The sequence below is a fragment of the Legionella maioricensis genome (assembly GCF_023618015.1).
Lineage (GTDB): Bacteria > Pseudomonadota > Gammaproteobacteria > Legionellales > Legionellaceae > Legionella > Legionella maioricensis.
On sequence record NZ_JAJKBJ010000011.1, the window covers coordinates 19,102 to 31,647 of the forward strand.

Below are 12,546 nucleotides of genomic sequence, written 5' to 3' on the forward strand. Positions count from 1 at the left end.
TAATAGTTTTACTTCATGCTAAACTATATCTCTCTAGGAAGAATGTTAAAAGGATGTCTATGAAAAGTATAGAAGTTTTTACAGGATTTTCGGAATCAGGAATTGATGATGCCATTCAAAATGCATTAGATAATGCTGGTAATCCCATTCATTTTGAAGTGATAGAAACACGAGGCTCACGAGATAATGACGCCTATCGCCAATATCAAGCCACCTTAAAAACCGTGACTAAATAAATAGCCAACCAAAAATATTAAAAAGGAGTTTAGTAATGGGATACAACGTACCACACCACATCGGTGGTCAACCGGTTAATGAAACCAATACGGAAAGCCACCCTATTTATAATCCCGCTTTAGGCGAAACCATTGGCCAGGTACATTTCGCCTCTAAGGCGACCTGCGATAAGGCAGTTGCTGTTGCCAAAGAAGCAGGCATAGATTGGGCACAAACTCCCGCCATAAAGAGAGCGCGAATTTTATTTAGATTTAGAGACTTATTAGAAAAACACCAAATGGATTTAGCGAGAATTGTAACTCGTGAACACGGTAAAACTATAGAAGATGCCAAAGGTTCGGTGGCTCGAGCAATAGAAGTCGTAGAGCTCCATTGCGGTCTGGTCAATCAACTCAAAGGTGATTTTTCTGCTAACGTCGCCAGCCACATTGATTGTCATACGGTCAGGCAACCATTGGGAGTCTGCGCTGGCGTGTCCCCTTTTAATTTTCCGGTAATGGTTCCTATTTGGATGATGATCCCAGCTATTGCCTGTGGTAACACCTTCATTCTTAAACCTTCAGAGCAAGATCCTTCAGCTCCCATTCGCTTACTGGAATTATTAACCGAGGCGGGTCTACCAGCGGGTGTTGCCAATTGTGTTCAAGGTAATAAAACTACCGTGGAACAATTATTAGCTCATCCGGATATTGCTGCCTTTACCGCAGTAGCTTCTACACCAGTCGCCCAATCCATTTACACCACCGCTACCGCCTATGGAAAACGGGCCCATACTTTTGGCGGAGCCAAAAATCATTGCGTGGTCATGCCCGATGCCGATTTGGATCAAGCAGCCAGCGCCATAGTCGGTGCGGCGTACGGTTCTGCAGGAGAGCGTTGCATGGCTATCTCCGTAGTAGTTGCCGTAGGCGATCAGACCGCCGATGCGCTCATCGCCAAAATGGCACCTCAAATTCGCGCCATGCGTATTGATGCCGGAGATGTGGCAAACACCGATATGGGACCTTTAATTAGTGACGCTCATCGCCAAAAAGTTCTGGCGGCTATAGATAAGGGTATAAACGAAGGGGCCAAATTAGTCATTGATGGCAGAACATTTAAACACCCCCAGCATGAACAAGGGTTCTTCCTGGGCCCATGCCTTTTTGATGAAGTAGAAGAACGGATGTCCGTGTATCAAAATGAAATTTTTGGTCCCGTTTTAGTGATTGTCCGGGTAAATAATTTTGAACAGGCTCTGGCTGTAGTTAATAAAAATCAATACGGTAATGGCACAGCCATTTTCACCCGAGATGGATTCAGTGCCCGTGAATACAGTCAACGAGTTCAGGTCGGTATGGTGGGAATTAATATTCCTATACCCGTCCCTATCGCTAACCATCCCTTTGGTGGCTGGAAAAGATCGGTTTTTGGCGACACCAATATGCATGGAGAAGAAAGTATTCACTTTTATACTCGCCGCAAAACAGTAACCAGTAAATGGCCTGTCACCGATTTAAAGGAAAGTGCCTTTGCTATGCCAACCCATGATTAAGCTGGATGATTACGGAGATATAAATGGCAAAAATAGGATTTGTAGGATTGGGGCATATGGGTTTACCTATGGCCATCAATCTTGTTAAAGCGGGTCATAGTGTTACCGGATATGATTTGCAACCGCCTGCTATGGAGCGGTTTTCTGAAGCGGGTGGCCTAATTGCCCACACGTTACAAGATACCTCCAAAGATCAAGACATCCTCATTACCATGTTACAGACAGGACAGCAGGTATTGCATGTTTGCACCGGGGTAGATGGGTTATTTAATAAAGCAAAAGAAGGCGCCCTGTTTATTGATTGTTCTACCATAGATGTAAAAACATCGCGAGAGTTACATCAAATCGCCAAAGAAAGTCATCTGCTGGCGGTTGATGCACCTGTCTCTGGTGGTGTAGGTGGGGCAGTTGCCGCTACCCTGACCTTTATGGTGGGGGGCGAAGAGGATGCATACAAAGTTGCGAAACCCATACTCTCATTGATGGGGCAAAAAGTAATCCATACAGGAAGTGCCGGCAGTGGTCAGGCAGCCAAGATATGTAACAATATGATCTTGGGGATTTCCATGATTGCAGTGTCTGAGGCTTTTACCTTGGCAGAGAAACTGGGGCTTTCTACCCAAAAATTATTTGAAGTAGTGAATAATTCATCAGGCCAATGCTGGGTTGTTAGTAAGTATATCCCTGTTCCCGATATTTTAGAAAATGTTCCGGCAAATAATGATTACAAAGCCGGCTTTGCTGCGGCAATGATGCTAAAAGATTTAAATTTAAGCCAAAATACTGCTCGTGCAGTCAATCTGGAAACCCCGCTGGGAGCCAAAACCACAGAACTTTATCAACATTTTATTGATGAAGGTCTGGGGGACGCAGATTTTTCAGCTATCATTAAACTGATTGCAAAAGCTAAAGAGGTGTAGCATGCATTCAGTGCATTTTATCCATCCAAAATTGACTCCTACGGAAGAGTCCTTAACTGAATTTTGGGCTGAAATTGCCAAACAGACCGTTGATTGGATGCAGCCTTGGCGAACTCCTCTTACCGGAGGATTAAAACATGGCGATGTCAAATGGTTTCAGGGGGGGATGCTGAATGTCAGCTCCAATTGCCTGGACAGACACCTACCTCACAAAGCCAATCAGCCCGCCATTATCTGGGAAGGTGATGATGAAAAAGACCAAAAAACCCTGACTTTTGCCCAGCTACATGATGAAGTCTGCCGAATGAGTAATGTGCTTAAACAGCTAAATGTGCATAAAGGTGATACTGTAGCCATCTATTTACCGATGATACCTGAAGCGGCCATTGCCATGCTCGCTTGTGCTCGCATTGGTGCAGTTCATACGGTTATATTCGCAGGATTTTCTGCTCATGCTCTGAAACAACGTCTGCTGGCCTCAGCATGTAAGCACCTGATTACCGCGGACAGTTTCCAGCGTGGCGGTAAACTCGTTCCCTTAAAAGAACAGGCGGACGAAGCCTGTAACGATTTAAACATTCAAACGCTGGTGGTTAAAACCAACGATCATCCTGTCACTTTAAATAAAAACAAAGAATATTGGTGGCATGAATTAAAACAGCAAGTCACGGCTCAATGTGCTCCAGAACCCATGAATGCGGAAGATCCGCTGTTTATCCTTTACACCTCTGGCAGTACAGGACAGCCGAAAGGAGTGGTACATAGTACTGGAGGCTATCTGGTACAAGCAGCCTACACCCATCAATTAATATTTGATTGTCATCAAAGCGAAGTATTTTGGTGTACCGCTGATGTTGGCTGGATTACAGGACACAGTTACGTAGTCTATGGTCCCCTTTGTAATGGCATTACCACTTTAATATTTGAAGGTATTCCCACGTGGCCAGACGCTGCAAGAAATTGGCATATCGTTGATAAACATCAGGTTAATGTATTTTATACTGCCCCTACGGCCATTCGCGCCTTGATGCGGGCGGGGGATAAATGGCTCAATTCAAGCTCAAGGCAGTCCTTGCGTTTACTGGGTAGTGTCGGAGAACCCATCAATCCGGAAGCATGGCAATGGTATAAGGAAAAAGTCGGGCAAGGCAGATGTCCTGTAGTCGATACCTGGTGGCAAACCGAAACTGGCGCCATCATGATAAGCCCCCGGATGACCGATCCCGTTATAAAACCAGGAGCAGCAAGCCAGCCTATACCAGGGATAGTTCCGGTATTACTTAATGATCATGGCCATGAATTAACGGGTGCAGGAGAAGGTTTTTTAGCCATTAAATATCCCTGGCCTTCTATGGCAAGAACTATTGCCGGCGATCACAAACGGTATTGCGAAACCTATTTATCTAATGGGTACTTCATCACTGGAGATGGAGCAAAACGTGATAAAGACGGTGATTATTGGATTACAGGTCGCGTGGATGATGTTGTTAATGTTTCAGGTCACCGTCTGGGAACTGCTGAAATTGAAAGCGCGCTAGTCAGTCACCCAATGGTTGCAGAAGCAGGCGTAGTGGGCATACCGCATGATCTCAAAGGCCAGGGCATTTACGCTTTTGTTATTCTAAAGCAAGGCCCCCATGTGGACACAACCTTACGTGAAGAACTCACCAATCATGTAAAAAAAGAAATAAGTGCTATAGCAAAACCGGATGTCATTCATTTTGCCAATGACTTGCCTAAAACGCGTTCTGGTAAAATTATGCGCCGTATTTTACGTAAAATAGCGTGTCAGGAAATAACGAATATTGAAGACTTGGGTGATTTGTCTACCCTGGCTAATCCCCATATCATTGAAGAGTTGATGAAAGAAGTCCAAAAATAAATGAGGTGAATCCAGTTCGCCTCCGTCTCATCATGAAAACAGGAACCGCTAATGGCCCTATTGGAACAGTCTGAAAAAGTGATTCACCAGAACCTCATCCCCCCTTTGTTGTATGGGACAGCCTGGAAAGAAGAGCGAACTCAAGAATTAGTCGTTCAAGCTTTAAATGCAGGCTTTATCGGCATTGATACGGCAAATCAGCGTAAACATTATTACGAGGAAGGGGTAGGACTTGGGATCCGACAGTTTTTGCATGCAAGTTCGATGAAAAGAGAAGACTTGTTTATGCAAACAAAGTTCACCTTTGCCCCAGGACAGGATGAACGAAAACCGTATAATGACCAAGATTCTTTTAAAAACCAGGTTGCCCAATCCTTTGCGAGCTCACTGCACCATTTACAAACGGAGTACATTGATTCTTATGTGCTGCATGGCCCATTCTACAATAGAGGTCTTAGCTCAGCAGATTGGGAGGTCTGGGCAGCAATGGAACAGTTGATTGATGCAGGAAAGGTAAAGTTTTTAGGCATTTCCAATGTCAGTATGAGTCAACTCGCCGAACTCTATAAAGAGGTGTCAATTAAACCAACCTTTGTACAAAATCGCTGTTTTGCCAGCACTCAGTGGGATCGGGAAATTAGAGAATTTTGTACGGAACATGGGCTTATTTATCAAGGTTTTTCTCTCCTTACAGCCAATCAACCCTATCTTTTGCAGCCAGTCATCCAAGCCATTGCGACTAAATATAAAAAAACCATTCCCCAAATTATTTTTCGTTTTGCCAAAGATATGGGGATGCTGCCTTTGACCGGAACTACCAATCCACAACATATGAATGAGGATTTGCATCTTGATGATTTTCAATTAACTAGTGATGAACTCAGACAAATTGAATTAATCAGTTCTTAAAAAAGCCGGCTAACGCCATCATCTCGAGTATCATCCTTTCGCTTAGCAAGCATAGCAAGCGTAGGCTGGGCTGTTAAGCCCAGCATCCTTCATTCGTGCACCAAGAAATATTGAATAAGAGCCAATGCTGGGCTTAACAGCCCAGCCTACCCGTAAATACTATCTAAGACCATTTAAGCCATTGGTTTAGAGTAGAAATCAATTCATCAATCCCCTCTTTTTTCAAAGAAGAAAAAGCAAGCGTAGGCTGGGCTGTTAAGCCCAGCATCCTTCATTCGTGCACCAAGAAACATTGAATAAGAGCCAATACTGGGCTTAACAGCCCAGCCTACCCGTAAATATTATCTAAGACCATTCAAACCATTGGTTTAGAGTAGAAATCAATTCATCAATCCCCTCTTTTTTCAAAGAAGAAAAAGATTGCACGGTAATAAGATGTTGGGCTAAATCATAATGCTTGCGCACTTTGAGCACACAGTTTTTTACTTCACTACGGCTTAATTTATCTGATTTAGTCAATAAGATATGGACGGGAAGCTCACGATTTAAAGCCCAATCAATCATCATCTGATCCAGATCTTTTAATGGGTGTCGTATATCCATTAAAAGAACCAAACCTTTCAGGCTTTCTCTTACTTCCAAATAGTGCGCCAGATTTTTTTGCCATTCCAGTTTCACTTGCAAGGCGACTTTTGCATAACCATAACCAGGCAAATCCACAAGACGTCGCTGCTCATCTAAAGAAAAAAGATTAATTAATTGAGTCCGGCCAGGAGTTTTACTGGTGCGTGCTAAATTTTTTATTGTGGTCAAGCAATTCAAAGCACTGGATTTGCCCGCATTGGAACGTCCAGCAAAAGCGACTTCATAGCCCGAATCCTCGGGTAATTGGTCAACACGAGCTGCGCTTTTTAAAAATACTGCTTTAGAATATGGATTTACTGACATGTGATCTAATTTCATTTTGGGATTTGGACCTAAGCAGTGTACCATTAATTCAAGAATTTATGATGAGAAATCGATGAAAAAATTAGCACTAATCTTTATTCTGTGCTCGCCAATTGCAATTTATGCTCAAGATAAGCCCACATCAGAGTCCAATAAAGCCTTGGTATGTGCCGCCTGTCATGGCCAACAAGGAATTAGTTCTAATCCTGAATGGCCCAATCTTGCGGGACAAAATGAGAAATATTTTATCAAGCAACTCGATGATCTGAAAAAAGGGACTCAACGCAATGCACCAACGATGACCACCATACTTGCAACCCTTAGTTCACAGGACATAGATGACTTGGCAACATATTATGCTAAAATGCCTCTCGCCCAAGGCGCAACTCCTAAGAAATTCGTACAACGTGGCGAGCAGCTTTATAAAGGTGGCGATTTTAATAAACAGATAACAGCATGTATTGCTTGCCATGGCCCAAAAGGTACCGGTAATGCCCAAGCGGGATTTCCTGTACTTTCAGGACAACATGCAGCCTATACGGTAACGCAGTTACAAGCATTTAAAGACGCGAAACGAACCAACGATTTAAACCATATTATGCAGGACATCTGTAGCAGAATGAATCAAGATGATATGGAAGCAGTGGCGCATTATATTGAAGGTCTATATTAAGGAACTATAAACATGTTAAGAAAATTAGTCGGGTTAATAATCCTTTTACCAGCCATAGCTCTGGCTGCAGCCTTTACTGAAGGTAAAGATTATCAGGTTGTTTCTAATCCTCAGGCTACAGAAAATAAAAGCAAAACCCCTGTGGTTACCGAGTTCTTCAGTTACGGTTGTCCCTGGTGTTACCGTATGGAAGCACCTCTTAATGAATGGGTAGGCAAAATGGGGAAAAATGCACAGCTGGAACGTATTCCTGTGGTATTTAAACCGGATTGGGAATTATATGCCAAAGCTTATTATACTGCGAAAACCCTTGCTTTATCCGACAAACTGAATCCAGCTTTATTTAAGGCCATCCAGGAAGATAAAAAAACCTTAAACACCAAACAATCAATGATTGATTTTTTTGTTGGCCAGGGAGTGGATAGAGAAATCGCCAAAAGCGCTTTTGAGAACTCACCAACTATTGACATGCACGTCGGTAATGGCATGCGTTTAATGGCCGCTTATCAAATCAACGCGGTACCCGCTTTTGTTATTAACAATAAATATAAAACGGATTTACAAATGGCCGGAAGTCCAGAACGTCTGTTCCAAATTCTTGATTATCTGATGAGACAACCTGCTTAATGGTGAAGGCCCCCGGGAGGAATGAACTGAAACCCGGGGGTGAAGCGATATTGTCCTCGGTTTTCTAAAAATTCCGAGATTGCAATATATCACAAGCAAAAACCGCCGTATGCAACCCCAATCAATCATCACACATCAACACGGTTACCCAAAATTATCTTTATTAAACCCCAAATGGCCCACATAAAATCAAAATAGCGATCTATACTGGAAATAGGTATTTCAATTAAGGCATACTCTATGGGACTGACTATATATGATTTAAAATACAATATCTATTTAGAATCAAAAGCCACTCTGGCTCAACGCATTGATTTTGCTTGGCATGTTTATTCAACCAGGACAGGACTGCCTGATACATTCAAAAAAGAAGCTCTTAAATTTCTTATCTACGCCTTTGATATCCCTTTGACCGCCAACGTAAACGCCCAGCTGATTACTCTGATGGATGAACGGATGAAACATTGGGATAAAAATCCTGAATATATTCCTGGTAAATCACCACAAAATATTCCTTTTGATCCCGGGAAATTAGTTTTAAATAAAACAAAGACCCCCAATCAATCAGCAGATAAGGATATTGAGCAGGCAATGCAAAGCAAAGAATTGCTCGATGTGAATCAACGCTCTAAAGAACTCGATAAAAACAAAAGCACCAGGTTTTTAACACCAGAACAAAGAGGACAGCATCGAGTACACATTTATAACGGAAAATTTAACCAAAATGGTCGACCTTGTGATACCTACGCCATGGTCTCCAAAGGCAAGCAAGGATTTGCCGCGTTCACCTTGAACGCCAATGGAGAACTATCTCTTTTTAATCATTATGGAATGAAAGACCGCATAGCGCATTCATCGATGAATGCGGGTTCGCCTGTAGTAGCAGCTGGCGAAATACGAATAGAAAAAGGTGTTTTAAAAGGAATAACGACCTTTAGCGGGCACTATCAACCTTCCTTATTCAATGTATATCGTTTATTGGAACATGTGTCAAAACACGGCATTGATATTTCACGGGCCCATATATACACTCTTAATGATCCGTCGAAATCCCTGGATAATATCAATTCACAAGCTCTAAAGGTCAATGAAAATACTATTATATATATAACACCTGCGACTCAGGTTTACAAAACGATAGATAATATTCTCAATGAAAATATAGCAACCATCGCACAGCAAGTAACCGCCTATAGAGAACGAGGCTTGGTCAATTTCATTTATCAAATAAAAGATCTGATCACCGGTTCTGATTTAACCGAAAAAAGAGCCATTCTTGCGGCAGAATTTGAAAGCCAACTTCACAACTTCAAAATGGGAATGCAAAAATCCATTAATCCTCGAGATCTTAAACAGAAAATCGGCGAACTGGATCAGATCATTGCGGATTATGAGCAAAAAAATGATGCATTATCCAGCGAGTATGGAAAAGAAAAGGCTTCTGGCCGCTTGGCAGAGAAGATACAGCACTTTAAAACGCAGATCTCAACGATGAAAACAGAACAAGACGCCATTGATGCAGAAGAGGAACATGATCAAAACAGTTTGAAAGGATTAAGTTAGCACCTGTTGCTGTTGCGTAGCACCATACTGTTCTTTAGTTGTGCCTGATTTTGTCGTCATGTACTGAAAATTATAACAATACTTCCAAAATGGAGCACCAAAGAAAAACCGAGATTTGATACCCTGAAAACAAGCCCCTAATGGAGGCTACAAGCCTTTTCCAGGGTTTTCCAGACTTAAAATTCCAGTATTGAAATCATAAGCAAAAATCTCCGCATACCGCCCCCAATCAATCATCGTACGTAACACGCGATCGGCTTCTTTCTCGCTTAAATAATCTTCCAATTTACTCAAAAAACGCTCTTCAGAAACTCTATGCCCTACTTTTTCATCTAATACCCTGCGAATGTAGCGGGCAAGAGGTACTTTTTCCAAAAGCCTTTGTGCAAATAACCGTTTGCGCTCTTGCAGATCTGCTTCAGAAAATTGTTTTCCCAAGTCGCTTAATTGAATATCGCCAGCAGAAACCTTGGCAAAGCCGAGTATTTCTAAAGTTTCAAGAATAGGGAACAAATCATCAATATTCATCATGAGCTCATCAGCAAGCTCAGGTAAATCAATGCGTTCCTCAAAAGACTTCATGGTTTCAATCAAACCTGATAATTCAGAAGGTTCTACATCAGGCAAGCGATACCCCAACCCTATTTGACGCTCACGCTGAGCGCGCTGGGCTTTTTCTTTAGGTCCGGTGGTCATTAAGGTATAGATTTTATCAACCAAAGCACGAAACTCAGGTGTTTCAGGATCGCGAGGTTGAGGCAAGGTAACAGGTAGTTCAGCACGAATGTATCCGGGATCGTTGCCGAAAATAACAATGCGATCAGCCAGAGTAGCGGCTTCCTCGATATTATGCGTCACTAATAAAATACCATTCGTATTCGTTTTCTTTTCTTTCCATAGTTCCAACAAATCTGATTTCAGATTTTCCGCGGTAAGAACATCCAGAGCAGAAAAAGGCTCATCCATTAGTAACACGTCAGGATTAATCACTAAAGCACGAGCAAAACCTACCCGCTGACGCATACCGCCAGATAATTCTTTAGGAAAAGCCGATTCAAACCCGTCCAGCCCAATGATGTCAATTGCTTCAATAGCTCTATGTCGTCGTTCATCACGGCTCACGCCTTGCGCTTCAAGACCCAGCTCTACATTTTCCAAAACATTAAGCCAGGGCATCAGAGCAAACGATTGAAAGACCATGGCGATACCGGCAACCGGTCGAGTCACCGGTTTTCCCCTATAGGTTACCGTTCCGCTGGAGGGGGCAATGAGTCCGGCGATAATTCGCAAAAGAGTAGATTTTCCCGAGCCGGATTTACCTAATAAAGCAACAATCTCCCCTTCCTGTAATTTAAAATTAACGTCTTCAAGCACCAGAAGGTCTTGAGTAGACGCTTTTTTAAATGACTTTCGTAAATTTTCTATGGAAATAATAGTTTCAGACATTGGAGCCTCAATTAAAATTAAATCGCTCTTCCGCCAAGCGATAAAGCGGACGCCAAATGAGATGATTGAAGGCCAGAACATAAAGACACATCATCGCTGTACCCAAAGCAATTTGCGGGAAATCCCCTGCTGTAGTACTGGCCTGTATGTACTCGCCTAAACCGGTAGCTTTGAGCGTTACATTCCCCCAACTAACCCATTCAGCCACAATACTGGCGTTCCATGCCCCACCAGCAGCAGTGATTGCGCCGGTAATATAAAAAGGAAAAATTCCGGGCAATGCGAGTCTTTTCCACCAAATCCATCCTTTTAAACCGAAGTTATCTGCGGCAAGATACAATTCACGTGGAATGGTGGAAGCTCCGGCGATCACATTAAATAAAATATACCATTGTGTACCAAGAATCATGAGAGGGGTCACCCAAATTTCCACACTTAAATTAAACTTTACTATGGCGATGACAAATAAAGGATAAAATAAATTGGCAGGAAAAGCGGCGACAAACTGCACGACCGGCTGTATTTTTTGAGCTATGCGGGGTCTTAAGCCTATCCATACTCCCACCGGAATCCATATTAAAGAGCTGATGACGATTAAAACAATAACCCGAGTCCCTGTCGCTGCTCCCAGCAAAAATACATGCAAAATATCACTGGCTTTCAATTCAGCAAGGATGAATCTTAATAAAAACCATCCCCCACTGAGAATACACAATAGAATGGCGGCGCCCCAAAATCGGTCCAGACGCTTCTGCTTTTTTAAGTCTATTTCTTTTACAGCTTTTGGCTCACTGATTCTAAGCCATCGTGCATTGACAAAGGCATCCGTGAATACCCCCATGGCTTTAGTAAAGCGCTTCATTAATCGGCTTCCCCGGATCAAATCAATTAACCAGGATTGATATTCTGCCTCATCCGGTGATTGCTCTACTTTAAACTTTTCAGACCAGGCAATTAATGGTCGGAACAATATCTGATCATATAAGAAAATAACGATCATCATGGCTAATATGGCATAACCCACCGCATGCAGATCTTTTTGTTGTATCGCCAAAGCAATATAAGATCCGACACCGGGCAATCTTATATTTTGATGGGCAACTGAAATTGCCTCAGATAACACCACGAAAAACCAACTTGCAGACATGGATATCATCATATTCCATAATAGTCCCGACATGGAAAAAGGAACCTCCATTTTCCAGAAACGTTGCCAGGCGGAAAGACGAAACATGGAAGATACTTCTTTCAGATCATGAGGAATTGTTTTTAAAGATTGATAAAATCCAAAAGTCATATTCCATACTTGAGCACAAAAAATAGCAAAAATAGAAGCGCACTCAGGTCCTAGTAAACTATTGGGGAAAAGATGAATGAACCCCGTAACGGTAATTGACAAAAAACTAAGCACGGGGATGGATTGCAGAATATCAATGGCCGGAATAATAATCTGTTCAGCCCGCCGGTTTTTAGCAGCCAAGGCACCAATAATAAAAGTAAAGACTATAGAAAAAATCAAGGCAATAAACAGGCGTAATACCGTGCGCAAGGCGTAAAAAGGGAGATTGGAAGGAGCCAGAGAAATAGGTATAGGCTCGCCCAATTGATAAGGCGTTGCCATTTGTGAGCCAGCCCATCCCAGAAAAAATAAAACTGAAAAAACGATAAGCAGCAAAAGAATATCCCAGCGATTAATAAATCGACCGACTTTATCAGGATTGGCGAAATAAAAACGGCTGTTAGGCACCATACTCTCTCACATTATTTATCTGAATTATTAAGGGCTGCTCTCATTTTTTGCCAGATA

The 12,546-nt window shown here is 42.4% G+C and carries 11 protein-coding genes; 8 read left to right on the top strand and 3 right to left on the bottom strand.

What is annotated here, in order from left to right:
- The first annotated feature begins 59 nt into the window (after window positions 1–59).
- From LOX96_RS10145 to LOX96_RS10165, 5 genes are read left to right on the top strand one after another with little or no spacing between them, the layout of a single operon-like run.
- A complete protein-coding gene (locus tag LOX96_RS10145) occupies window positions 60–236 on the top strand; it encodes a dodecin family protein (RefSeq protein ID WP_250424279.1) in 177 nt (58 codons plus the stop codon).
- Window positions 237–271: 35 nt separating this feature from the next.
- Complete coding sequence (locus LOX96_RS10150; protein WP_250424278.1) at window positions 272–1,771, top strand: CoA-acylating methylmalonate-semialdehyde dehydrogenase; 1,500 nt, start codon at window positions 272–274, stop codon at window positions 1,769–1,771.
- Window positions 1,772–1,794: 23 nt separating this feature from the next.
- A complete protein-coding gene (gene mmsB, locus LOX96_RS10155) occupies window positions 1,795–2,691 on the top strand; it encodes a 3-hydroxyisobutyrate dehydrogenase (protein ID WP_250424277.1) in 897 nt (298 codons plus the stop codon).
- A gap of 1 nt (window position 2,692) precedes the next feature.
- Window positions 2,693–4,573: an acetate--CoA ligase gene (gene acs, locus LOX96_RS10160; protein WP_250424237.1), complete on the top strand. Its 1,881-nt coding sequence runs from the start codon at window positions 2,693–2,695 to the stop codon at window positions 4,571–4,573.
- A 51-nt stretch (window positions 4,574–4,624) separates the two neighbouring features.
- On the top strand, window positions 4,625–5,482 hold the full coding sequence (locus LOX96_RS10165) for an aldo/keto reductase family protein (RefSeq protein ID WP_250424235.1): 858 nt from the start codon (window positions 4,625–4,627) through the stop codon (window positions 5,480–5,482).
- Between the two features lie 345 nt (window positions 5,483–5,827).
- Here LOX96_RS10165 and yihA read toward each other — a convergent pair whose 3' ends face one another.
- Window positions 5,828–6,430 (bottom strand): ribosome biogenesis GTP-binding protein YihA/YsxC, encoded by a 603-nt coding sequence (gene yihA / locus LOX96_RS10170; protein WP_250424233.1) that lies wholly within the window; start codon window positions 6,428–6,430, stop codon window positions 5,828–5,830.
- Between the two features lie 73 nt (window positions 6,431–6,503).
- Between yihA and LOX96_RS10175 the strand changes: the two genes are divergently transcribed.
- The 3 genes from LOX96_RS10175 to LOX96_RS10185 all read left to right on the top strand — a co-directional run bounded on the left by LOX96_RS10175 (window position 6,504) and on the right by LOX96_RS10185 (window position 9,293).
- Window positions 6,504–7,103, top strand: a complete 600-nt coding sequence (locus tag LOX96_RS10175) for a c-type cytochrome (protein WP_250424225.1) — start codon at window positions 6,504–6,506, stop codon at window positions 7,101–7,103.
- Between the two features lie 12 nt (window positions 7,104–7,115).
- A complete protein-coding gene (locus LOX96_RS10180; protein ID WP_250424224.1) occupies window positions 7,116–7,730 on the top strand; it encodes a thiol:disulfide interchange protein DsbA/DsbL in 615 nt (204 codons plus the stop codon).
- Window positions 7,731–7,970: 240 nt separating this feature from the next.
- Window positions 7,971–9,293, top strand: coding sequence for a hypothetical protein (locus LOX96_RS10185; protein WP_250424222.1), 1,323 nt, complete (start codon window positions 7,971–7,973; stop codon window positions 9,291–9,293).
- Window positions 9,294–9,440: 147 nt separating this feature from the next.
- Here the strand turns inward: LOX96_RS10185 and LOX96_RS10190 are convergent, their stop codons facing one another.
- The gene (locus LOX96_RS10190; protein ID WP_250424220.1) at window positions 9,441–10,739 is read right to left on the bottom strand and encodes an ABC transporter ATP-binding protein; all 1,299 of its coding nucleotides are present in this window, start codon (window positions 10,737–10,739) and stop codon (window positions 9,441–9,443) included.
- Window positions 10,740–10,746: 7 nt separating this feature from the next.
- Window positions 10,747–12,486 carry an ABC transporter permease gene (locus LOX96_RS10195; protein ID WP_250424287.1) on the bottom strand — a complete coding sequence of 580 codons (1,740 nt, stop codon included), beginning with the start codon at window positions 12,484–12,486 and terminating at the stop codon, window positions 10,747–10,749.
- Window positions 12,487–12,546: the final 60 nt, after the last annotated feature.